The sequence below is a fragment of the Novosphingobium aquae genome (genome assembly GCF_037572715.1).
Taxonomy (GTDB): domain Bacteria; phylum Pseudomonadota; class Alphaproteobacteria; order Sphingomonadales; family Sphingomonadaceae; genus Novosphingobium; species Novosphingobium aquae.
The window spans coordinates 1-22,125 of sequence record NZ_JBBHJY010000008.1 but is presented as its reverse complement, the minus strand read 5'-3'; the positions used below and the strand labels follow the sequence as shown (position 1 = coordinate 22,125).

At 62.8% G+C, this 22,125-nt stretch carries 20 protein-coding genes, 1 tRNA gene and 2 pseudogenes; 9 read left to right on the top strand and 14 right to left on the bottom strand.

The features are described 5' to 3' along the window. The first annotated feature begins 258 nt into the window (after positions 1 to 258). On the top strand, positions 259 to 1,143 hold the full coding sequence (locus tag WG900_RS14900; RefSeq protein WP_339968194.1) for a hypothetical protein: 885 nt from the start codon (positions 259 to 261) through the stop codon (positions 1,141 to 1,143). A gap of 61 nt (positions 1,144 to 1,204) precedes the next feature. Further along, positions 1,205 to 2,515: a homoserine dehydrogenase gene (locus WG900_RS14895; RefSeq protein WP_339968192.1), complete on the top strand. Its 1,311-nt coding sequence runs from the start codon at positions 1,205 to 1,207 to the stop codon at positions 2,513 to 2,515. Positions 2,516 to 2,524: 9 nt separating this feature from the next. On the opposite strand, the gene WG900_RS14890 is transcribed toward WG900_RS14895, so the two are convergent. After that, entirely contained in the window at positions 2,525 to 2,941 is a 417-nt protein-coding gene (locus tag WG900_RS14890) for a hypothetical protein (RefSeq protein ID WP_339968190.1), read from the bottom strand. Positions 2,942 to 3,069: 128 nt separating this feature from the next. Here WG900_RS14890 and glpX point away from each other — a divergent pair, with 128 nt between their 5' ends. After that, positions 3,070 to 4,062 (top strand): class II fructose-bisphosphatase, encoded by a 993-nt coding sequence (glpX, locus tag WG900_RS14885; RefSeq protein WP_339968188.1) that lies wholly within the window; start codon positions 3,070 to 3,072, stop codon positions 4,060 to 4,062. Between the two features lie 25 nt (positions 4,063 to 4,087). Here glpX and WG900_RS14880 read toward each other — a convergent pair whose 3' ends face one another. Then, positions 4,088 to 4,729: a TetR/AcrR family transcriptional regulator gene (locus WG900_RS14880; protein WP_339968186.1), complete on the bottom strand. Its 642-nt coding sequence runs from the start codon at positions 4,727 to 4,729 to the stop codon at positions 4,088 to 4,090. 177 nt (positions 4,730 to 4,906) lie between these two features. On the opposite strand from WG900_RS14880, the gene WG900_RS14875 reads away from it, so the two are divergent. Next, positions 4,907 to 7,672 carry a TonB-dependent receptor domain-containing protein gene (locus WG900_RS14875; RefSeq protein ID WP_339968184.1) on the top strand — a complete coding sequence of 922 codons (2,766 nt, stop codon included), beginning with the start codon at positions 4,907 to 4,909 and terminating at the stop codon, positions 7,670 to 7,672. A gap of 86 nt (positions 7,673 to 7,758) precedes the next feature. On the opposite strand, the gene WG900_RS14870 is transcribed toward WG900_RS14875, so the two are convergent. The 5 genes from WG900_RS14870 to ftsE form a co-directional block, all read right to left on the bottom strand. After that, complete coding sequence (locus WG900_RS14870) at positions 7,759 to 9,018, bottom strand: NRAMP family divalent metal transporter (protein ID WP_339968182.1); 1,260 nt, start codon at positions 9,016 to 9,018, stop codon at positions 7,759 to 7,761. Next, complete coding sequence (locus WG900_RS14865; RefSeq protein WP_339968180.1) at positions 9,015 to 9,719, bottom strand: lysophospholipid acyltransferase family protein; 705 nt, start codon at positions 9,717 to 9,719, stop codon at positions 9,015 to 9,017. The genes WG900_RS14870 and WG900_RS14865 overlap by 4 nt, the downstream gene beginning before the upstream one ends. Next, on the bottom strand, positions 9,716 to 10,180 hold the full coding sequence (locus tag WG900_RS14860) for a YdcF family protein (RefSeq protein ID WP_339968178.1): 465 nt from the start codon (positions 10,178 to 10,180) through the stop codon (positions 9,716 to 9,718). Before WG900_RS14860 ends, WG900_RS14865 begins: the two co-directional genes overlap by 4 nt. 84 nt (positions 10,181 to 10,264) lie before the next feature. After that, positions 10,265 to 11,182: a cell division protein FtsX gene (locus WG900_RS14855; RefSeq protein WP_339968176.1), complete on the bottom strand. Its 918-nt coding sequence runs from the start codon at positions 11,180 to 11,182 to the stop codon at positions 10,265 to 10,267. Then, positions 11,179 to 11,907, bottom strand: a complete 729-nt coding sequence (gene ftsE, locus WG900_RS14850) for a cell division ATP-binding protein FtsE (protein WP_339968174.1) — start codon at positions 11,905 to 11,907, stop codon at positions 11,179 to 11,181. The genes WG900_RS14855 and ftsE overlap by 4 nt, the downstream gene beginning before the upstream one ends. Positions 11,908 to 12,087: 180 nt before the next feature. On the opposite strand from ftsE, the gene WG900_RS14845 reads away from it, so the two are divergent. Both WG900_RS14845 and WG900_RS14840 read left to right on the top strand, forming a co-directional pair. After that, a complete protein-coding gene (locus WG900_RS14845; protein ID WP_339968172.1) occupies positions 12,088 to 12,936 on the top strand; it encodes an MJ0042-type zinc finger domain-containing protein in 849 nt (282 codons plus the stop codon). Between the two features lie 133 nt (positions 12,937 to 13,069). Next, positions 13,070 to 13,156, top strand: a tRNA-Leu gene (locus tag WG900_RS14840). Positions 13,157 to 13,474: 318 nt separating this feature from the next. Here WG900_RS14840 and WG900_RS14835 read toward each other — a convergent pair. Together WG900_RS14835 and WG900_RS14830 are read right to left on the bottom strand one after the other, a co-directional pair. After that, a complete protein-coding gene (locus WG900_RS14835; protein WP_339968169.1) occupies positions 13,475 to 13,828 on the bottom strand; it encodes a response regulator in 354 nt (117 codons plus the stop codon). Beyond that, positions 13,829 to 14,980: a sensor histidine kinase gene (locus WG900_RS14830; protein ID WP_465263034.1), complete on the bottom strand. Its 1,152-nt coding sequence runs from the start codon at positions 14,978 to 14,980 to the stop codon at positions 13,829 to 13,831. Between the two features lie 83 nt (positions 14,981 to 15,063). Here WG900_RS14830 and WG900_RS14825 point away from each other — a divergent pair. The 3 genes and pseudogenes from WG900_RS14825 to WG900_RS14815 all read left to right on the top strand — a co-directional run. Then, positions 15,064 to 15,270: pseudogene (locus WG900_RS14825) on the top strand (tyrosine-type recombinase/integrase); the annotation flags it as partial. A gap of 4 nt (positions 15,271 to 15,274) precedes the next feature. Then, positions 15,275 to 15,529 (top strand): annotated as a pseudogene (locus WG900_RS14820) (transposase zinc-binding domain-containing protein); the annotation flags it as partial. Positions 15,530 to 15,640: 111 nt separating this feature from the next. Next, complete coding sequence (locus WG900_RS14815) at positions 15,641 to 16,270, top strand: sensor histidine kinase (RefSeq protein WP_339968163.1); 630 nt, start codon at positions 15,641 to 15,643, stop codon at positions 16,268 to 16,270. Between the two features lie 43 nt (positions 16,271 to 16,313). On the opposite strand, the gene WG900_RS14810 is transcribed toward WG900_RS14815, so the two are convergent. From WG900_RS14810 to ku, 5 genes are all read right to left on the bottom strand, one after another. Further along, a complete protein-coding gene (locus tag WG900_RS14810) occupies positions 16,314 to 17,195 on the bottom strand; it encodes an NAD(P)H-hydrate dehydratase (RefSeq protein WP_339968161.1) in 882 nt (293 codons plus the stop codon). Next, positions 17,188 to 17,952: a histidine phosphatase family protein gene (locus WG900_RS14805; RefSeq protein WP_339968159.1), complete on the bottom strand. Its 765-nt coding sequence runs from the start codon at positions 17,950 to 17,952 to the stop codon at positions 17,188 to 17,190. Before WG900_RS14805 ends, WG900_RS14810 begins: the two co-directional genes overlap by 8 nt. Before the next feature lie 95 nt (positions 17,953 to 18,047). Then, positions 18,048 to 20,582, bottom strand: coding sequence for a DNA ligase D (ligD, locus tag WG900_RS14800; protein ID WP_339968157.1), 2,535 nt, complete (start codon positions 20,580 to 20,582; stop codon positions 18,048 to 18,050). Between the two features lies 1 nt (position 20,583). Next, a complete protein-coding gene (locus WG900_RS14795) occupies positions 20,584 to 21,063 on the bottom strand; it encodes an MgtC/SapB family protein (RefSeq protein WP_339968154.1) in 480 nt (159 codons plus the stop codon). 1 nt (position 21,064) lies between these two features. After that, a complete protein-coding gene (gene ku / locus WG900_RS14790) occupies positions 21,065 to 21,907 on the bottom strand; it encodes a non-homologous end joining protein Ku (protein ID WP_339968152.1) in 843 nt (280 codons plus the stop codon). Between the last annotated feature and the right edge of the window lie 218 nt (positions 21,908 to 22,125).

Sequence of the window (22,125 nt, the reverse complement as noted above, 5' to 3'; positions counted from 1 at the left end):
GTTAATTTCCGCCCTGCCGGTCATTACGGTACCCCAGTCGGGTCCCGAAGCCCCGACGGGCGAACCTTGTGGCCTTGTTGTTTTCTTAGGCCAGCGTTTCCGGGAGCTTTAACGCCGAGTCCAAGGGTGCGCAACGCCTTAATCCATCCTGTTTATGTGTTAACCCACGATTCACGGAAGTTAAGGGCAAAACTAATGGGCCGGTGCCGCAAACCGCCGGAATCGCGTAGGTCCGTCGAAACGGCTGGAGGTATTACAATGATGACGATGCACGAAACGCGCACCCGGCTGGCCCTCGCCGGCGCTTTTTGTCTGGGATTGTTCACAACCTTTCCGGCCGAATCCCGCGCCGCCGAATCACCCCAGCCCATTGCGGCCACGGTCGGCCCTTCTGCGCCGACCTATGCCGACATCGCTGATCTGGCCGATCACGCTCAACTGGTGCTGCGTGCGAAAGTGAAGAAGGTGGCCGTTCTCAAGCCCGAACAAGGTGCCGCATCACGCCCCGGCATGGCGCGCGTCTATGTCGAGGCGGTGACCGAGAACCTGCTCACCGGCCCGGCAGCGGTGGGTGAGGCGCTGCGCTATCTCGCGGACGTCAGGCTCGATGCCAAGGGCAAGGTGCCCAAGCTGACGAAGCAATCGGTGCTGCTGTTCGCGGGCCATGTAAAGGATCGGCCGGGCGAGATTCGCCTCGTCGCCCCCGACGCACAAATCCTGTGGGACCCCGCGACCGATGCCATGCTGCGGCAGGTGCTGCGCGAACTTTACGGCCCCGATGCCCCGCGCCGCGTGACAGGCGTGCAGGAAGCGATCCACGTGCCCGGCACTCTGGCTGGCGAGGGTGAGACGCAGATCTTCCTCAAGACCGATGACGGCGAGCCGGCTTCCATAACCGTGCTGCACCATGCCGGCGCGCCGACGCATTGGGGCGTATCATTCTCAGAAATCGTCGCGACCACGGGTCTGCCGCCGAAACGCGACACGCTGGTGTGGTACCGGCTCGCCTGTTTCCTGCCGCAAAGCCTGCCGCCCGGTTCGAACCTTTCAGCTAGCGATGTCGACAAGGCGGCAGCGGTGAACGACTACGCCAAGGTGTTATCTGACCTCGGCACCTGCCCCCGTGCGCGCAAAGTAATATAGCGGGGCTGGAAATCTTGCCCTGCCTCGCCTAGGGGGCCGTCGAAAGGGCAGGGTAAATCATATGGCAGAGCCGCTTCGCATCGCATTGGCAGGACTTGGCACGGTTGGCGCGGGCGTCATTCGTCTGGTCGAGGCCAATGCCGCCCTGATTGCACGCCGCGCTGGACGGCCGATCCAGATCGTCGCCATTTCCGCGCGTGACCGGTCAAAGCGGCGCAGCGTCGATATTACACCTTATACCTGGGAAGATGACATGGTCATCCTGGGTGAGCGCCCCGACGTCGACGTGGTGGTCGAACTGGTCGGCGGGTCCGATGGATCAGCCCTCGCCTGCGCGCGCACCACGATCGAGGCCGGCAAGGCGCTGGTCACCGCCAACAAGGCAATGATCGCGCATCACGGCCTCGAACTCGCCAGCAAGGCCGAGGTGGCCAAGGTTCCGCTCAAGTTCGAAGCAGCGGTGGCCGGCGGCATCCCGGTGATCAAGGGCCTGCGCGAAGGCGCGGCGGCGAACGAATTCGAGCGGGTTTACGGCATCCTCAACGGCACCTGCAATTACATCCTCTCGACCATGGAAGACACTGGCCGCGATTTCGCCGATGTCCTCGCCGAGGCGCAGGCCAAGGGCTATGCCGAGGCGGATCCCGCCTTCGACATCGAGGGCACCGACGCGGCGCACAAGCTGTCGATCCTTGCTGCCATTGCCTTTGGCACGGCGGTGGACTTCCGCTCGGTCGAGACCACCGGCATCACCCGCATCCTTGCCGCCGACATCGCGCAGGCGCGGACGCTGGGCTATGTTATCCGCCTGATCGGCATGTCCGAGACCGATACCAACGGAGACGGCGTCGAGCGCCTGTTCCAGCGCGTCCAGCCGCACCTCGTACCTTTCGACCATCCGCTGGCCCACGTTGACGGCGCGACCAATGCGGTTGTTGCCGAGGGCAACTTCTCCGGCCGGCTCCTGTTCCAGGGCGCCGGCGCCGGTGACGGGCCGACCGCAAGCGCCGTTGTCGCCGACCTTATTGATATTGCCCGCGGTGAGGCTGGCCCGGCCTTCTCGGTCCCGGTCGAGGAACTGGTGAAGATGGAGGCCGCGCATACCGGCCACCGCCGCAGCCGCTCTTACGTGCGCTTCCTCGTCGCTGACCGTCCCGGCGTGCTGGCCGAGATCACCGCCGCCATGCGCGATGCCGGGGTCTCGATTGAAAGCCTGATCCAGACCGGCCGCGCCGACAGCGGCGGCGAAGTGCTGGTCTCGCTGGTCACCCACGAAGGCCCCGAAAGCGCGGTCAGCGAAGCACTGCGCCTGCTCGAAGGTTCGGCCAGCCTGACCCAGCCGCCGCTGGTGATGCACCTCCTCGGTTCGTAAGCGCGCGCCTCAGCGGTCGCGGATTTCGCCCTTGGCGACCTTTTCCGCGTCCGAGCCCTTGGGCGGCAGCGGGATCGCCTTGACGTCGATATAGTAGACTGGCGGCGGCACCCCGCCAAAGCCGATGCAGCCCTTGTTGCCGGTCTTCTTGCACGATGGCGGGCCGACATCAGGTGCGCGCGGCAGGCCATCGTCGGTGCGCTCTTCCTCGTCCGGCACGCGCACGTCCGAACCATCATCCTTGCCGCAGACCTGGATTTCGCCATTGGGACCAAGCCCGGAACAGGCGCGCCGCTTGCGCGTGGCGGTGACCGAAATGTTCATCGGCCCGGTTGGTTGGGCATTTGCATCGGCAGAGCTTTCCGCTGCCTGCTCCTGCGGGGTATCAGCCTGCTGCGCCAGCGCCGGCTGAGTCCAGAGGGACAATGAAAAGGCGAGGAGTGCCGGCCGCCAGTTCAACATTCTCGACAAACGTTCTTCCCCGCTTTAAGCGCCGCGCCCAACACTTTTGTACAAAACCGCATTCCCCTTCATCATTTGAACACGGACTGAACATGACCGCAACAGCTTCGACAGGTACTCCGGCCAGCACCGTTCTCGACCGCGTCCTCGTCCTCGAAATGGTGCGTGTCACCGAAGCCGCCGCGATTGCCGCCAGCAAGCTGATTGGCCGCGGTGACGAGAAGGCGGCCGATCATGCAGCCGTCGAAGCCATGCGACTGGCCTTTGACGACCTCGCCATCGACGGTACCGTGGTGATCGGCGAAGGCGAGCGTGACGAAGCACCGATGCTGTTCATCGGCGAAAAGGTTGGCGGCGCCCAGGGCACCGGACCCAAGATCGACATCGCGCTCGATCCGCTTGAAGGCACGACGATCACCGCCAAGGCCGGCCCGAACGCGCTCGCCGTTCTGGCCTGCGCCGAAGAAGGCAACCTGCTCAACGCGCCGGACGTCTACATGGACAAGCTGGCGGTCGGACCGGGCTATCCCGAAGGCATCATCAGCCTCGCCAAGAGCCCGACCGAGAACGTCAAGGCCGTGGCCGCCGCCAAGGGTGTCGAGCCGAACGAAATCATCGTCTGCGTGCTTGACCGTCCGCGCCATACCGACCTGATCGCCGAACTGCGCGGCCTCGGCTGCGGCGTCGTGCTGATCGGTGACGGCGACGTTGCCGGCGTGATCGCGGTGACCAACGAAGACACCACGATCGATCTCTACATGGGTTCGGGCGGCGCCCCCGAAGGCGTGCTGGCTGCCGCAGCCCTGCGCTGTGTTGGCGGGCAGTTCAACGGCCGCCTGCTGTTCCGCAACGAGGACGAGCGCGCCCGCGCCCGCAAGTGGGGCATCGACGATCTGAACAAGATCTACACCCGCGACGAACTGGCCAAGGGCGACTGCATCTTTGCCGCCACCGGCGTGACCGACGGTTCGCTACTCGACGGCGTGAAGCGCCGCAAGGACGGCACCATGACCACGCACACGGTCGTAATGCGGGCCAGCACCGGCACCGTGCGCTGGGTGAAGGCCGAACACCGCAAGGTGTGATGGCCGGCGCCTCAGCGCACCGGCATCACCATTCGCTGCGGCCGCGGAACAGAACCGCGACGACTTGCCGCGCCAGCTTTTCGTGCTGCTCGGGATTGCCATAGTCCTCGGCGTACTGGTCGATCATGCTGCCCAGCATGCCGATGAAGAACCGGGCGATAGCCTGCGGGTCTTTCGCCGGGAAGCCTTCGATATGGCCGTATTCGGCGATCTCGCCGGTGACTTCCTCGATCATCGGTTCGCGGATGAAGCGATCAAGCTCGCGCGCGATGCGCCCTGCATCTCCGGTTGTGCCGTGAATGAGGCGCGATGTGGCAAGGATGTCGGGATTATTGCCCACCGCGAGGATCCGGCAGGCGAGGCTGACCAGCCGCTCTTCAAGTGTATCGCCCTCAATCCAGCCATCGCGGGAATTTTCCAGCGACCACCGGCTCATCCGGTCGTTCACCGTGGCGCGGAGCAGGGCCGACTTGTCATTGTGCCGCAGGTAGAGCGTCGTCTTAGTGATGCCAGCGCGCTCGGCGATCTGCTCCATCGTCGCCACTTCATAGCCCGATTCGAGGAAAACGTCCCACGCGGCCTCGATCACGCGGCGATCGATCTGCGCGGCATCGGCCTTGCGGGGACGCCCACGGCGCAGGCGGACAATGGTATCAACATCTGACATGGCGCCGATCTGCATGAGCCTAGCCGGCTCCGCAATGCCAATATGACGCTGTGGCGATCCAGTCATAATAAATGGACGGATACGTCGACTTATCTTGACTGGCATGACCAGTAGTAGCATCCATGAGCCTGTCAGAATGGCGCAAGATCGTCCTGGCATCCAAATGGGAGGGACCTCATGAAGGCAATTACGACATTCCGCGCGGGCATTGCGCGCACCAGCCTCGCGCTGGCACTCGCGCTTCCGGTCGCCGCACAGGCACAGGACGCCAATGAAGATGAAAAGTCGGGAGATCCCGAAATCGTCGTCACCGGCACGTTCATCCGCGGCTCGGCCCCGGTCGGCTCAAACTCGATCTCGATCGGCGAGCAGAAGCTGGAAGAGACCGCCGCGCAGTCATCGAATGAACTGCTCGCCTCGATCCCGCAGGTGACCAACTATTTCAACCGCGTGCCGGTTTCCGACCTGTCGATCGCAGTCAACCAGATCCAGATCTCGCGCCCCAACCTGCGCAACATCTCGGGCAACAACGCCGCCAGCTCGGCCACGCTGATCCTCGTTGACGGGCACCGCATCGCCACCGCCGGCGTCAACCAGGCTTCGGTCGATCCCGACCTGATCCCCACCGGCGCGATCTCTCGCGTCGAGGTCATGACCGAAGGTGGTTCGGCCACTTACGGTGCCGATGCCGTTGCCGGCGTGATCAACTTCATCACCCACAAGCGTTTTGACGGTGTGAAGGTTGATGCCCATTACGGTTTCGCTGACGATTACTGGCAGTGGGACGCTTCGGTCACCGCCGGCAAGACCTGGGAAAACGGTTCGGCCTGGGTGTCCTATTCCTACACCAAGAACGACGCGCTTTATGGCCGCGACCGCGATTTCGTCCGCAATGTCGACTATACGTCGAGCCCCTATCGCGGGCGTGACGTTAACTGCGCCAGCCCGAACCTCGCGGTGAACCGCATCCTCACCGCGTTCGGTGCGACAATCTCGTCCACCACCTATGCCGCCCCCGGCCTCGTCGCCGGCACGACCAACCGTTGCGACCTGAGCGAAGACGCGACCATCGTGCCGCGTGCCGAACGTCATGGTGCAATGGCTGGTCTCAACTACGAATTCAGCGATGCTACCTCGATCGACGTTCGCGGTTACTGGGGTCAGCGCAAGACGCGCTCGTCCTCGGTGCTCAACGCCTCGGTAACGATCAACGGCAACAACCCGACCGTCGCCAGCTCGCTGCCAGCCGGCGTGGTTCTGGGCATCCAGCCCTTCACCATCTTCGGCAGCCCGGTGCTTGATCAGGCGGCCGTGAACTTCAGCTTCGAGCCGCTGCTCGGCAAGGACAGCCAGACTTCGGACACGTTGATCCGCGAATGGGGCGCCAATGCCGAACTGCGCCACGAACTCGGCGAAAACTGGGGCGTGCGCCTGCTGGGCAACTGGAGCGAAAGCGACAGCCGCTTCAACCTGAGCGGTGTTGCTCTGGGCCGTCTTAACTCCGCTGGTGCGCCTTCGGCCCCTGCGACGGCGGCAGCCAGCTTCAACCCGTTCAACCTCGCATCGAACAGCCCGGCGCTGATTGCCGACATCATCGACAGCGAACTGGCCGGCCAGGTGCGTGACACCCTGCTCAATGCCCGCCTGATCGTTGACGGCACGCTGTTCGAACTGCCCGCCGGCAATGTCGGCGTCGCCGTCGGCTATGAGTTCATGAACGACAAGCTGAAGAAGCGCACCGGCAACGACATCCGCCGCGGCACGCTGGGCAGTGTGGCCTACATTCCTTACAGCCGCGACGTGCATTCGCTGTTCGGCGAACTCAAGCTGCCGCTGCTGTCGGACGGCGAAGGCGGCGAGATGCTGACCTTGTCTGCACAGGGCCGCTACGATCACTACAGCGACTTCGGATCGACCTTCAATCCGAAGATCGGCGCCACGCTCAAGGCCGCCAGCTGGCTGACGATCCGCGGCAACTGGGGCACGTCCTTCACCGCACCGACCCCGCTTGACCAGCTTGGTTCGCTGTCGGGCAGCATCAGCTCGTTCCCGTTCGTGCCCTTCGTCAAGCCGGGCACGACCACGCTTCCGGGTGCCAATAATGCGATTGCCTTCCAGGGATCGCGTCCGGGCCTGCAGCCGCAGGAAGCCGATACCTGGTCGTTCGGCGTCGATCTTGCCCCGATGGACGGGCTGCGGATCAGTGCCAACTATTACAATGTCTCGTTCAACAACATCCTCGGCACGCCGACACCAAATGCCGGTATCTTCACCGACTTCCCGAACAACGTCCTTTATGACGTCAACGGCCTGACTTCGGCGCAGATCACCAGCTACCTGACCAGCGCCGGATCGCTGACGCCTGCCCTGCAGACCCAGCTGACCAACACGCTTGCCAGCCTTGGCGGTGGCCGCGTGGTCGAAGTGGTCGACTTCCGCGTCGGCAACTTTGGCATCCTCAAGGTCAAGGGCGTCGATTTCTCGCTGAACTATCGCCACAAGACCGACTTCGGCGGCTTCGACATGGCGATGAACTTCAACGCCCCGCTGTCGCGCACCCGCCAGTCGAGCCCCACGGCCGCACTGGTCAACGAACTGCAGCGTGAGACATCCAAGCTGCAGCTGCAGGGCATTGTCGGTCTGGATATTGGTGCGTTCCGTGCCCAAGCGACGATGAACCACAGCGCCGGCTATCCGATCACGCCCACCGCTTCGGTGCCTATCCAGTCGGAAGTCGGCTCGTTCACCACGCTCGACCTGTTCTTCAAATACGACGTTCCGGCGGACGGCATGTTCAAGGACCTGAGCTTCACGCTCAACGTCAAGAACGCAACCGATGCCACGCCGCCGGTGCTCTATCGCAACAACCCGAACGAATCCGGCTTTGCCAACGGCTTCACTATCGGCCGCATGTTCGTGCTGGGTGTTTCGAAGAAGTTCTGACCCCGCTTCCGCGTCAGCGGATACATTCGGCCCGGACTGCGCTCCCAAGCGGTCCGGGCCGAACTGTGTCTGGGGCCGGTGAAACCTCAGCTCAGCAGGAAAATCGCCGCAACGCCGCCCATCACGGCGGTCGAAAGCCAGCCGCCAAAGGCCAGCTTGCGAGAGATGGTGAGCTCGCCCATGACCTTCGGATTGCGCGCGATCAGCATGGTGACCACCATCAGCGGCGGGGCGAGCAGGCCGTTCACCACCGCTGCCCAGTAGAGCGCCTTCATCGGATCAATCCCGATCAGGTTCAGCGCAACCCCGCCCAGCGTGGCCAGCGTGATGACCGCGTAAAAGGCCTTGGCCTCACGCGGGCGGCGATCGAGCCCCTCGGTCCAGCCGAAGGTCTCGCTGACCGCATAGGCGGCGCTGCCGGCCAGGATCGGCACGGCGAGCAGGCCGGTGCCGATGATGCCGATGGCAAACAGCGCAAAAGCAAGGTTCCCGGCGATCGGCCGCAGCGCTTCGGCCGCTTGCGCGGCGCTGGCAACATCGCGCACGCCATGGGCGTGGAGCGTTGCCGCCGTGGCGACGACGATGAAAATGGCGACGAGGTGCGAAAAGCCCATGCCGACCAGCGTATCGGTGCGGATGCGGTTGATTTCGGGTCCGGCCTCTGTCGGGCTGACCATCAGCGGTTTGACATGGCGGCGGTGCTGTTCCTCCACTTCCTGACCGGCCTGCCAGAAAAACAGGTAGGGGCTGATCGTCGTGCCGAAGATCGCCACCAGCGCCATTGCGTGTTCGCGATCAAAAGTGAAGCTGGGTACCAGCATCCCCTTCAGCGCCTCACCCACCGGCACGCCCGAGACGAAAACCACGCCGACATAGGCGAACAGCGACAGCGTCGCCCATTTGAGGGCGCGGGCATAGACGGTGTAGCTCAGGAAGATCTCGAGCAGGACGCAGACCACGCCGAACAGCACGACATAGGCCATGACCGGCCCCGGCAGCAGCAGGGCCAGCGCCGCCGCCATGGCGCCAAGGTCCGCGCCAAGGTTGATGACATTGGCGACGAGCAGCATCAGGACCACGGCCTGCAGCAGCGTGCGCGGATAATGTTCGCGCAAGTTCTGGGCGATACCTCTGCCGGTCGTCGCACCAATGCGCGCGCAGATCGCCTGGATCGAGGCAAGCAGCGGGAAGCCGAAGACCAGCGTCCAGCCCATCGAATAGCCGAACTGCGCGCCGACCTGACTATAGGTGCCGACGCCCGAAGGATCGTCATCCGCGGCCCCGGTAACAAGCCCCGGACCAAGCGCGGCGAGCAGGTCAGTCTTTTCCTTTGCGGGATCCGTCACGAGCGCGGTTCGGCATTCAGGACGTTGATCGCCACGCGCACGCGCTCCTCGATACCGTCACGCGGCAAGCCGGGCGGGATTTCCGGACCGAACTGCACCCGGATGGTGCCGCTGCGCTTGATCCAGCGGTGATAGATATGGCCGCTCTGCACTGCCATCGGGATGACCGGCAGGCCGACGAGCTTGTAGACCCCGGCAAAGCCCGAACGCAGTGGCGGGCATTCGCCGGGCGCCACGCGGGTGCCTTCGGGGAAGATCACCAGAGGCCGGCCTTCCTCGCCAAATTTGCGCGCCTGTTGCAGCATGGCGCGCAGGGCCTTGGCGCCCTGATCACGCTCGACCCGGACCATGCCGTAAGCCTCACCCACCTTGCCCCACAGCGGGATGTCGAGCAGTTCGGACTTGGCGAAGGGAACCGGCCTGTCCAGCAGGTTGGGCAGGTCGATCGCCTCGAAAAAGCTTTCGTGCTTACCGGCGACGATCACCTTGCCGCTGGGCACCGTGCCCTCGATCACGATCTTCACGCCGATCAGATAGCGCGTGCACCAGCGGTGCCACCTGGCCCATGCCGCGCCCAGCCCGGCCATGTGCCGCCGCGCCATGAAACTGGCGGGAATCGACGCCAGTGCCAGCAGGAAAGAACCGAGATAAAAGGCGAGGTAGAAGGCGATGCTGCGCACCACCGCAATCAGCAGTTTCATTTTCCAACCACGCTCAATGCCATCCGCGCCAGCAGCTTGTGATATTCAAGCAGCATGGTTTCAAAGCTCGGCTGCGAGGGCACGGCATCGCGCACGATCTGAAGATCATTTGGCGCCACCCGAGCCAGTTCCAGCGCCGCGCGCCGCATGTGCCAGTCTGATGTGACCAGCCGCACCGAACGGATGCGGTTGGCAGCGATCCAGAATGCCGCCTCGCTGGCATTGCTGACCGTGTCGACCGATTTGTAATCGAGCACTACGCAGCAGGCCATGGTCCCGCCTCCGACCTTGTATTCGGCGGCGAATTCGCGCGGCTTCACGCTCTTGTCGACCCCGGAAACGAACAGCCGCTTGGACGTGCCCTTACCGAGCATGTCGAGCGCGCGGGGAATGCGCCCCTCACCGCCCGTAAGCACGACGATGGCATCGGTGCGGGCATTGCCGGCCGGCCCCGGCGGCATGAATGCGAACCAGAGAAATCCAAGGACATAGGCAAGCAGGACACTTGCAGAGAGGCGACTGAAGCGATTCATCGATCGGTGCGGCTATAGCATCCTTGCCAGCGAACGCAGCACGGTAAGCCTTGCCGTGATCGTGGCAAGGGCAACGCCGGCCACAGGGACCAGTGCGAGCAGCAGCCATTCGATCCAGCCGAGCGAACCGCCGCTGATCATTCCCGCCCCCAGATTGGCGAATTGCTGCCCCAGCAGTATGACCACGATCACCGCCGCAGCAAAGCCCGCGACCCCGCCTTCGGTCGCAGCAACGGCGGTGGAGCGCTGATAGATCCGTGCGATCTGGCTGTCGGTTCCGCCAAGCAGATGGACGATCTCGATCGTCTCACGGTTCGATCCCAGCGCCGAGCGGGTCGCCAGCAGCACCGCCGATATCGTGGCGAGGCCGAGCAGCAGGACCAGCGCCAGCGCCAACAGTTGCAGCGACGAAAGCGCGCCGAACACCGGTTTCAGCCAGGTCGACTGGGCATCGACCCGGGCCGAGGGAACCTTGCCGCGCAGCGCTGCGCGGAGGTCTTCGAGCCGGTTGCGCGTCACCGGGCCGGACAGCCGGGCATCGATCAGCGCGGGCACGGGGATATCCGCTTCTGCGGTTTCCTCGCCCAGCCACGGTTCGACCAGCGCATCGACTTCCTGCTGCGGCACGGCGGCAACGTTCGTGACACCGGGCAGCGCCGAGAGCAGCTGAACCGCCTGCCGCACCTGGCTATCGCGCACTTCGGGGCGGCCTTCGACGATCTGGATGGTCACGCCGCCGGACAATTCGTTCTCCGCCACGGAGGCCAGCTTGCGCAGCGCGAGGCCGCCGGCAGCGGCGATCACCGTAAGCATGACCATGATCGCGATGACCCACGGAATCGGCCCGGAAAGCCGCGCCTGCGGGACGAGATCGCCCGTACCGCCTGCCTTGCGGTTGCCAATCGGCAAAAGCTTCAGCGGACGCTTCATACCGGCATCACCGGACGGCGCGGCGGGTACTTGAGCGCGCCGGTCGGATCGGACAGCCGGCCCTTGTCCAGCCGCATGATCAGGCTTTCGGGCACTTTTCGCAGCAAATGGACATCGTGGGTTGCCACCACCACGGTCGTGCCCAGCCGGTTGAGCGCCTCAAAAAGGCGCAGCAGCTTCACCGCCATATCGGGATCGACGTTGCCGGTCGGTTCGTCCGCGACGAGCAATTGCGGCCGGCCGATCACCGCCCGGGCGATGGCGACACGTTGCTGCTCCCCGCCCGAAAGCGTGGCGGGACGGGCCTGCATCCGGTCGGCCAGCCCAACCCATTCGAGCATGTCGGCAACCGGCCGCGTCAGGTCGCTTTCACTGAAGCCGGCGACCCGCAATGGCAGGGCGACATTGTCGAAAGCCGAGAGGTGCGGGACCAACCGGAAATCCTGAAACACCACGCCCAGTCGCCGCCGCAACGCCGGCAGCTTCTCACGCGGCAGGGTGATCGCATCGGTGCCGAAGATGCGGATTCCCCCGCGCGACGGGCGCTGCGAAAGGTACAGCAGCTTGAGCAGGGAGGTCTTGCCCGCGCCGCTCGCGCCGGTGAGGAAATAGAACGAGCCGGGATACAGCGTGAACGAAATGTCAGTCAGCACCTCGCGCTCTGTGCCATAGCGCAGCCCGACATTGTCGAACTGGACAATTTCGCCGCTGACGGACTGGTTCATCGATCTGCGGTCCTGGTCACGCTGGCCTGAATATCCGGATTGGAGGTTGCACAGCGGTCCATAGCCCCGATCCCATGTGGAAAAAAGGGCGTCCGTCCATGTCTTTGCCCCATAAAGCCGTGGACAGGGCCTTGTTTGGCCCCTTGTCTGGCGCGCCCACCGCGCTTAACCGTTGGATTCATGATCATCGCCTGCCCTGCCTGTACCACCCGCTACGTCGTTCCCGACGCAGCGATTGGCGTGGAAGGCCGGACCGTCCGTTGCGCCAAGTGCCGCCACTCCTGGTTCCAGGATGGTCCGCAAGTGTCCGCTCCGGCCGCCGCCTCTGCGCCAACACCCGTTCCCGCGCCAACACCCGTGCCTGCACCAGCCACGCCGGCTACATCTGAGCCGGGAACGCCAGCCCAGCGCGCCGCAGCCTCGACGGAAACGACAGCAGCACCGCAGGCCGAGCCCGAGCCGGCCCCGCCAGTTCAGGACGAGCCTGAGGACGCTGGCGAACCGCCGATCCCCGAAACGCAGTCGACCTATTACGACGATACCGCAGGCACCTATCAGCAGGACTATTCCAGCTTCGAGCACGAGCCGCCGTTCCGCCCGCGCCGCAATCCGATCAAGATGTACACAATGGCGGCCGCCGTCTTCGCCACGGTCGCCACGGCGGCGATCGGCGCGGTCTACTGGTTCGGCCTGCCGGACTGGGCCCCCTTCGGCAACCAGACCTTCGCCGAGGGTCAGGCCGACTTGCAGCTCGATTTTCCGCCGAACCGGCTCGATCGCCGCACGCTCCCCAACGGCGTCGAATATTTCGGCGCCAGCGGCAAGGTGACCAATATCGGCAAGCAGCGCCGCACGGTGCCTCCGGTGCTGATCGTCCTGCGCGATTCGCGGGAACGCATCGTCTATTCATGGGTCGTCATTGCACCCAAGCGCCAGCTAAATCCCGGCGAAAGCGTAACGATCAACGAAGCGGTCACCGGCGTGCCACGCTCGGCCAAATACGCCGATGTCGGCTGGAAACCGGGCTGAACATGGCTGTCCGGCGGCTTTGCTCACGGCGCGGCAAGATCACCGCTTGCCCCCCGCCCGGACCTTTGCTAGTGGCGCGCTCCTACCCCCCCGGGGCGCCCGAATCCCAGCGATACGGCACCCCGCTGATTTAGCGGTCATGGCGGAATTGGTAGACGCGCAACGTTGAGGTCGTTGTGGGCGAAAGCCCGTGGAAGTTCGAGTCTTCTTGACCGCACCAATCAGTCTTAAGTAATTGGAATAAAAGGATTTTCCCCTTGCGGGGCGGAATTCTCGGGGCTATTCTGGGGCTTTGCGGCGCCAGGTATTTTGACTGCAGTCTTAGCGGTCTCTCGAACGCCAACATTCCTCTCCCAATCGCCCTCAAGTCTCCGAGCGAAATTTAGTGATTGCAATTGTCTTGGGCTGCATGACGCATCACATCTTCGCTGGAGAACCTTTTCGACTCTATAGTCGGGTGAATCGTCAGATATCGGCTCAATCTAGGCATCTGGTTCTTCGGGAACGCAGCGAAGTTATTCGATAGGATAAAAATAACCTATCTACAGGATCGACAGGAATTTACTGCATCCTTGAGCTCGACCAAACGATAAGGCTTTTTCAAGAAATATGAATTGGGGAGCGGCTCAACCATGGTTCCTGGGTATCCGCTGGCGTAAATGACGCCGACGGTTGGAAGCAATTGACGAGCCCGTTTGGCAAGCTCCCATCCATCAAGATTTCCAGGCATGCGAATATCAGTAAACAAGACATCAAATACCTCGCCTGTCTCAAACATGGCGCAGGCAGCATCTCCATTATCGACGGCGGTAACAGCACATCCTAGCTCGATTAGATCTTCCTCGGCTGCCATCCGCACGAGCGGCTCATCTTCGACAACAAGAACCCGCATCTACCCCACCTCAGCATTCGCCTCTGCGACTCCGCAGGGCAGAAACAGACGAACCCGTGTGCCGGTTCCCCGGCCCGACTCAATCTTCAAAGACCCGCCTATCTGCTCTACCATTCCGAGCACTTGGCTGAGGCCTAAGCCGGTACCACTGCCTATCGGCTTCGTCGTAAAGAATGGCTCGGTAGATTGCTCAAGCGTTTCGGCATCCATGCCAGTGCCGGTATCGGATACGCGCAGTTCGATGCAGTCTGGGCTCTCGTCCTCGTGCACAGATATCGTGAGACAGCCTCCATCCGGCATCGCATCCCGCGCGTTAAGCGCCAAGTTCAACAGCGCATTCTGGAATTGCGTACGATCAACCTTCACGCAGGGATCATCGGCGTGTGGCGAGTAATCGAGAATTACCGTTTCGCCGCTTGCCCGTTCAACCAACGGCATTGTTTCCTCAATCAGCGCATTAAGCGATGCGGTGACGGTGGTTAACGGCTGGCGTCGCGCGAAGGCCAGCAGCTGGTCAGTAAGCTCCGCCGCCCGCTGCGCACCCACGGCAGCATTAGCGAGCGCTTTGGTCACTGCCGGATTGCTTCCGGCCGCCAGTCGCTCAGCGCGTTCGATATTGCCCATCACGATCTGCAAAAGATTGTTGAAGTCGTGCGCTACCCCGCCGGTTATCCGTCCGATAACCTCCAGCTTCTGGGATTGACGCAGCATTTCTGCAGTTCGTTCGCGTTCGGCTGACTCCAGCACAAGCTGATCATTGACTGCTTGTAGCTGAGCGGGGGACGGTAGCGCGATCAATTTGGGCAGCAGAGGCAGCAGCAGAAGAGCAGTACCTATGGAAGACACTGCTGTTAGCGCCTTGATGGCCGCTTCGATACCGTAAGCTGGGACCCACAGAACATATATGTTGAACAGATGGGTTGTGCCGCAGGCGAGGATAAAGGTTGCAAAAAGCCCGACCATCCAACCGAACTCGATGTCGGGTCGAGCCTTCAGAAGCCGCCAAAGCACAAATGGGATGGAAAAATAGGCTGCTGCGATGATCGCATCCGATGCCACGTGGGTCCAGATTAGCGAGGGTTCCCACAGCAAGCAGTACCCGTGGGGCGGAAGCCCTCGTATCGATAGGAAGCTACTTATTGAATCAAACATCGGCTCGTCTTCCGACAGAGTGGTACCTCTTGGCGACACGACCCTATAGACTGCGAGCTTTTTTACCAACAGCTGGGCCATTCGGGCCGCACACACTGCGTCACAGCTTCGCCACCCAGCTGCTGGAGGACGGCGTCGATATCCGCACCATCCAGGTTCTGCTTGGCCACGCCCAGCTAACGACCACCTCGCTTTACACCAGGGTGGCAACGCGCACGGTGAAGGCCGTGGTCAGCCCGCTCGACCGGTTGGCCATGTTCCCCGGTTCGCAAGGCTCGCCGCCCGGCTGAGCCGGTGCGCACCTCGCTTGAGATCGCCGATATCTTCCGCAGCACTGGTCCGGCCTATCGGGCTGCCCATGCCGGGCACCTGAACCTCGTCCAGCTCCACGTGATGACGGCGATCGAGAACTGCCGCACCGCTGCGCTGGGCGGTCACGTTGAGGCCTGCGAAGACTGCGGGCATTGGCGGATCGCCTACAACTCCTGCCGCAACCGGCACGGTCCCAAGTGCCAGGGCGCGGCGGGGTGTGACTGGCTGGCAGCGCGGTAATCGCAGTAGAGCCAGGTGTTCCCGCATCCGCGCTGATGACCTTGGGTTCGATCATCATTCCGATGCTTTTGCGCCTCGCGATCGAGGGCGGAAGGTCGGGAATGCAATTTGCATTCATATATCCAGCCGCCTTGGCCATCGGGGACCATCATTGCGATTGTCACGATCGCACTCGCAGCGATTATTCAGGTGGGAACTGTTTTACGAAGCACCGTTCGCCAACTTGACGCTACCGAAACGCAAGTCGCAACACTGAATGACGAATTGCTACACAGGTCGAGAAATGCCCTCCAGATCATTCAGGCATTGGCTTCCGGCGCAAAAGCATCCCAGGATCCCGCCGCCTTTTACCGGTCGCTGGAAGGCCGCTTGAAGGCAATGGCTGATGCCAACCTGCTTCTCCAATATGGTGCGGCACACGGCTGCACGCTGCACGAAGTCATATCGGTCGCACTAAAACCGTTTGATTGCGACAGGATCACGTTTGACGTTGCGGTCGGCCAGATTGAGAGCGGGTCTGTCGTGCCATTGGCGCTGGCCCTTCACGAACTTGCCACGAACGCAACGAAGTACGGGGCACTATCGAATGATTCAGGCCGGGTCTCGATAACGTGCAGCACAGAATGTCAGAATGGCCTGACCGAAACTGCGATTTTCTGGACGGAGATTGGGGGACCAACGGTAAGTCCACCACTCCGCCGAAAACGTCTGGCAGCGCCATTCTGCAAGCGCTTCTAGTCGTTTTGCTTAAAGCGCCTGCACGAATGACTGGTCGACGCGCTTAGACTCCCCGCAAAAGGCTGGGGACGTGCGCCAGCAATTCGCGTGCGAGGTAGCCGATGGGGCCGATCTGCTCGGCGCATCGCCTGCCTGCCTCGCCGTGCAGCCAGACTGACCACATTGTCGCAACCAGCGGATCTGTCCCGCGGGCGCAAAGACCGGCGACGATACCGGCGAGTACGTCGCCCGATCCTCCCGTTGCCAGCCCGACGCCGCCGCCCGCGTAGGAAAAGGTGAGGCCTCCGGGTTCCGCGATCAGGCTGTTCGGCCCTTTCAGTACGCAGATCGCCCCAAACCGATCGCTGGCCGCGCGAACGGCTCGGGCCCGGTCCGCCTCGATCGCGCCGGCATCACAGTCAAGCAACGCAGCAAGTTCGCCGGCGTGCGGGGTGAGGATGGCCGGCCGGGCCAGCAAACGGAACGCCGCTTCATGATCCGCCAGCCTCATCAGGACACCGGCATCGAGCACCAGTTGCACTTCGCACTGCTCGGCGAGCAACCGGGACAGTTTCGATCCGCAATCCCGGTCGGTCATCGCAGGCCCGGCCACCACCGCATCGCAGCGGCCCAGCAGTTCGGCGAGCGGCTCTGCGCGATTCAGGGCGATTTCGCCAGCGGGCGTCTCACTTAGCCCAAACACCGCGACTTCGGGCATGGCGATTCCGAGAGCCAGCGCCGCAGACTCGATTGTCGCGACCTGGATCTTCCCCGCACCGGCACGCAGCGCCGCTTCTACTGTTAGCTGTATTCCGCCGGGAACCATCCGGCACCCGCCAATCGCCAGAACCCGGCCACGACCGTTTTTGTCAGTATCGTTGTCTGGCGCGGGAAGCGGGTGCGCGCGCAGCCACGAGCTGTCGAGCGGACGGAGTTCTTCAGCCACGGGCGGCGACCATCTTGTCAGGCGCTCTTGTCACTGGGGTTGCCTGCTCGGTCAGCGGCGCGGTAACGTTGTATTGTGAGAGGACAAGCTTTCCGTCGCCCCCCGGCTGCGGCTGGAAGCGGTATTCGGTGACCGCACAGTTCGCCACGTCGGCCGCCTTGTCGATTGCCAGGATTTCGACCTCGGTCAGGTTCTCGATGATATAGCGCAGGCAAAGAACGACGACCTGATGCGCCACGATCATCACGCGCTGGCCGCCGTGATGCAGCGAAACCGTATCCAGCAGTGCGCGCAGACGGAAGATGACGTCCACCCAGGATTCGCCGCCCGGTGGCCGGTGGTAGAATTTGCCCAGCAGCTTGCGGAACTCTGCCTGCTCGGGCTGCATCTGGGCGACGCCCGCGGTGGTCAGGCCATCGAGGATGCCGAACTCCTTTTCGCGCAGCCGTTCATCGGTGCAGATCGGCTGGTCGGGCGAGCAGCCACCACCGGCCTTGAACAGTTCGCAGGTCTGCACGGCGCGCACATAGGGCGAGGACAGGACAACGTCGGGCCGGCCGGAATCTTCAAACGTGGAGAACCACCTGCCCAGAGCCTGGGCCTGTTCGCGGCCAAGATCGGACAGCGGAATGTCGACATCGCGGTGAGTGAGGGCGATGCGGGCAAGCCCCTCGGCATGAGCGGTATCGCGGGCGACGTTGCCGGCGCTTTGGCCATGGCGGACGATCCATAGGGTTGCGGGCCAGCGTGGGGTCACTTTTTGCCTCCGATTGGGGGACTCCGCCGAGGAGACCAGCACATCGGAAAAGCGCTAGACCGCATATGGTTCCCGCGAGCGGTAGTGCGAGCTGGCTAGAAGTCGGGCAGCGCCTGCTCGGCAAAACCCCAACATGCGAGCCCCTTGCTGCGCGCGCGGGTGATCAGGCGCTTGGCATCGCCGATGGAAAAGGGATGCGCGTCCTTCATCGCTGCCAGTTCGCCCCAGGCAACAGGCACCGCCACCGAAGCATTGGCGCGGGCGCGGGCCGAATAGGGCAGGACGGCAGTGGCGCCGCGCTGGTTGCGCAGCCAGTCGATGAAGATCTTGCCCTTGCGTTTGGCCTTGCTCATCGTCGCGATGAAACGGTCGGGTTCGGCCAGGCTGAGCGCCTGGGCAAAGCGGTGCGAAAAGTCCTTGTGCGCCGCCCACGAATGTCCGGGTTTCAGCGGAACAATGACATGGATGCCTTTGCCGCCAGAGAGCATGGCAAAGCTGGTGAGGCCGATATCAGCCAGCCGATCGTGAATGTGTTTCGCCGCCAGTTTGACCGCGTCGAAATCCAGTTCCTCATCGGGATCGAGATCGAACACCATCCGGTCGGGCTGCTCAACGGCTTCGACGCGGCTGCCCCAGCCGTGAAATTCGATGGTGCCCATCTGGACGCAGGTCAGCAGCCCGGCAGCGTCATCGACATAGATGTAGTCCTCCATTCCGCCGTCCTTTTCGGTGATCGGAACGCGGTGGACGTGATCGCCGAAGCTGCCGCTATCGTGTTTCTGGAAAAAGCATTTTCCCGAACGGCCTTGCGGACAACGCACAAGGCTGAGGGGACGGCTGGCGGCAAAGGGCAAGATCAGGCCGGCGACGCCTTCGTAATAGTCCGCCAAATCGCCCTTGGTCTGGCCGCTCTCGAAAATCACCCGCTGCCGGCTCGAGATTTCGACCGGCTTTTCCGTGTCGGCGATGTGCGCGATCTTTTCCGGTGTAACCGACTTCGCGGGCTTGTCGCTGCGCAGGCCGATGAAGCTGGCATGGCGCACCGATCCCTTCGCGGTGAATTCGGCGAAGGCGACCTCGGCGACCAGTTCGGGGGTGATCCAGGTAACCTCGCGCCGGTCTTCGCGTGGAACCTCGGCAGGAGGGTCAGCCTGCTCCAGCTTGGCGAAGCGGGCCGACAGATCATCTATTGTCGGGGCGCTGAAACCGGTGCCGACATTGCCCTTGTAGACGAGCTTGCCATCTTCGTACTGGGCGAGGAGCAGCGAGGAAAAAGCGCGTGCCCTGGCACTCGATTTCTTCCAGCCAATCACCACGAATTCCTGCCGCAGCACACATTTGACCTTGAGCCAGTTGCGGCTGCGCTTGGACACATAGCGTCCGGCGATCCGCTTTGAGATGATCCCTTCCTGTCCCGAATTGCACATCGCGGCAAACAGCTTTTCTCCGGCGCCGATGACATGATCGGCGACGTGGATTGGCGGCTGTGCCTGCGCCAGCAGCGCCTCGAGCCTTTCCTTGCGTTCGATGTTCGTCAGGACGGTCAGATCCTGCCCGTCCAGTTCGAGCAGATCGAAGGCATGGAAGCTGAGCGGCGTCGCTTCGGTCTGTGACCCGTGACCGCGCTTGAGGACATTCTGCAGCGACGAGAAATCGGGGTTGCCATTCTTGTCGTAGGCGACGATTTCGCCGTCGATCAAGGCCGGGGGCAGATCCAGCGCGGCCAGGTGTCTGGCCAGCGGTGCAAACTTGTCAGTCCAGTCCAGCCCGCTGCGCGTATAGATGGCAACCTTGTTGCCCGAGACCGCCACCAGCGCGCGATAACCGTCGAACTTGATCTCGTGCATCCAGTCGTTGCCGGTCGGGACCTGATCGACCAGCGTGGCGAGTTGCGGCGGGCGGAAATCCGGCAGCTTGGCGGGGCCGCGCTTTTTACCGGCAGACCTGGTTTTGCCGGCAGTCTTGACGATCCTGGCATTGTGTCTGCCCGCATCGGCCATCGTTTCGCTAAACGCCTTGCCCTTCTTGCCCGCTAGCGAATGACTGCCCGCGGTATCGCCGGCGATCTCTTCCATGGTTCGCCCGGTGAGTACGCTGGTCAACGCGCGGTCGACCAGAACATCGCCTTGCAGCGCAAACTGGTCGTCGATCTTGCGGAGCAACCAGTTTTCGCGCTTCTCGCCCGGCCGGGGCTTGAGGCGGATCAGGATCCACTCGCCCTTCATCCGCTCGCCCTCAAGCGTAAAGTGGAGGTGGCCCTTGTCGAGATCCTTCGCGCTCTTGCCTTCGATCGGTGCCCAGGTGCCCCGGTCCCACAGCATCACCGTGCCGCCGCCGTATTCGCCCTTGGGTATCAGCCCTTCGAACTCGCCATAGGCCAGCGGGTGGTCTTCTGTGCGCACGGCGAGCCGCTTGTCCTCCGGATCGGGGCTCGGACCCTTGGTGACCGCCCAGCTTTTCAGCACGCCGTCCACTTCGATCCGGAAATCCCAGTGCAGCCGCGTCGCATCGTGTTTCTGGACGACAAAGCTGTTGCCGGCGGTGCTGCTGGCGCGCTTGCCTGCAGGTTCGGCGGTGCGCTTGAAATCGCGCTTGGCGTTATAGTCCCTGAGCGGATCAGCGCGCGCCATCTCAGTCCTCGCGCTCGCTGTCGTCGTCGTAAGTGCCGAGGCGCTTTTCGACGACGCTGAGCAGGGTCAGCATGACCACCGATACGCCGGCCGCCATGGCCACCAGCGGCCATTGACCGGCCCCGCAGGCGATTCCGGCAACCGCCGCAAGCCACAAGTGAGCTGCGGTGGTCAGGTTCTTGACCCGGCCGCCGCTGAACACGATCAGGCCTGCTCCCACAATGCCGACAAAAGCCCCGGAGGCTTCGAAGATGCGCAGCGGATCCATCCGGGAACCGCCGATCTGGCGATACAGGGCAATCATTGAGACAGTCATTGCCGCTGCGGTGAAGCAGATCAGCCCATGCGTCCGCAATCCGGCCGGATGACCACGTAGCTCGCGATCGAGTCCCAGTAGCAATCCGATCAGCGCCGCAAGGGCCAGCCGAAGCAAAACCTCGAAGTCGATTTCGTGCAGCGCGGTTGCGGGATTGAGGTCCATGTCAGGCCCGCTTTCGTGCCGCCGGCTTTTTCGCTGCGGCCTTGGCAGGCGCCGCCTTTTCCCCGCCGACCGACTTCTTGAGCGCGGCCATGAGGTCGATCACATTACCGCTGCGTGCTGCTGGTTCGCCGACATCTTCAAGGATGGTCTTGCCCTTGGCCTTGGCTTTCTTCTCGACCAACCGTTTGAGCGCATCGACATAGCGGTCATGGAACACCTCGGGCTTGAACGGCCCGGTCTTCTTCTCGATCAGCGTGGTGGCAAGCTCAAGCAGCTCGGCATCGGGGGTGGTATCGGGCACTTCGCGGAAAAATGTCTGCGCCTTGGCGACCTCGTCGGCATAGCGTAGCACTTCCATGACGATGCCCTTGCCGCATGGTTTGAGCGCTACCAACTGCTCGCGACCGCGCACCGACAACTGTCCCAGCGCGACCTTCTTCGATGTCTTCAGCGCTTCCCGAAGCACGACATAGGCTTCTTCGGCCAGATCGTCGGCCGGCACCACGAAATAGGGCTTTTCAAAATAGAGCACGTCGATCTCGTCGGCCGCGACGAACTGCATCAGTTCAAGGGTCTTGCGGCTCTCGATCTTGACCGCCTCGATCTCCTCGTCTTCCAGGAGAACATAATTGCCCTTGGACACTTCATATCCCTTGAGGATGTCATCGTGATCGACCGCGCCAATCCCGGCGACCACCTTTTCATAATTGACGCGCTTTCCCGATGGCTCGTGGATTTGCCGAAAGCTGATCGCCGCGCCCGTCTTGGTCGCAGGATAAATTTCCACCGGGATCGAAACCAGCGCCAGCCGGATCTGACCTTGCCAATACGCACGTGCTGCCATGCTGCCACCTCTTCAATCACTGAACGCGATCGACCAGCTGTCAGTTCCCGCCGCAGGCGCACATTCTTCATCCCTTTCCGCCAGCGCCAAGCCACCTGAGTAACCATCAGAAAAAAGGGAGTTCAGCGCAAACCAGCAATTGCTAGAATGTCAGCCACGCGGGCCATGACGAATTTGGCGCGGCAATGAAGTCTGGCCTTTGACTCAAGATGCCCGTT

Coding starts and splice junctions, on each gene's coding strand:
- WG900_RS14860 (WP_339968178.1), bottom strand. CDS start 10,180: ATGCCGCCGGGGCCGGCCGGCAATGCCCGCACCGATGCCATCGTCGTG.
- WG900_RS14795 (WP_339968154.1), bottom strand. CDS start 21,063: ATGGACCTCAATCCCGCAACCGCGCTGCACGAAATCGACTTCGAGGTT.
- WG900_RS14830 (WP_465263034.1), bottom strand. CDS start 14,980: ATGTTTGATTCAATAAGTAGCTTCCTATCGATACGAGGGCTTCCGCCC.
- WG900_RS14875 (WP_339968184.1), top strand. CDS start 4,907: ATGAAGGCAATTACGACATTCCGCGCGGGCATTGCGCGCACCAGCCTC.
- WG900_RS14880 (WP_339968186.1), bottom strand. CDS start 4,729: ATGTCAGATGTTGATACCATTGTCCGCCTGCGCCGTGGGCGTCCCCGC.
- ftsE (WP_339968174.1), bottom strand. CDS start 11,907: ATGAACCAGTCCGTCAGCGGCGAAATTGTCCAGTTCGACAATGTCGGG.
- ligD (WP_339968157.1), bottom strand. CDS start 20,582: ATGGCGCGCGCTGATCCGCTCAGGGACTATAACGCCAAGCGCGATTTC.
- WG900_RS14865 (WP_339968180.1), bottom strand. CDS start 9,719: ATGAAACTGCTGATTGCGGTGGTGCGCAGCATCGCCTTCTACCTCGCC.
- WG900_RS14855 (WP_339968176.1), bottom strand. CDS start 11,182: ATGAAGCGTCCGCTGAAGCTTTTGCCGATTGGCAACCGCAAGGCAGGC.
- ku (WP_339968152.1), bottom strand. CDS start 21,907: ATGGCAGCACGTGCGTATTGGCAAGGTCAGATCCGGCTGGCGCTGGTT.
- WG900_RS14835 (WP_339968169.1), bottom strand. CDS start 13,828: ATGCGGGTTCTTGTTGTCGAAGATGAGCCGCTCGTGCGGATGGCAGCC.
- glpX (WP_339968188.1), top strand. CDS start 3,070: ATGACCGCAACAGCTTCGACAGGTACTCCGGCCAGCACCGTTCTCGAC.
- WG900_RS14900 (WP_339968194.1), top strand. CDS start 259: ATGATGACGATGCACGAAACGCGCACCCGGCTGGCCCTCGCCGGCGCT.
- WG900_RS14895 (WP_339968192.1), top strand. CDS start 1,205: ATGGCAGAGCCGCTTCGCATCGCATTGGCAGGACTTGGCACGGTTGGC.
- WG900_RS14845 (WP_339968172.1), top strand. CDS start 12,088: ATGATCATCGCCTGCCCTGCCTGTACCACCCGCTACGTCGTTCCCGAC.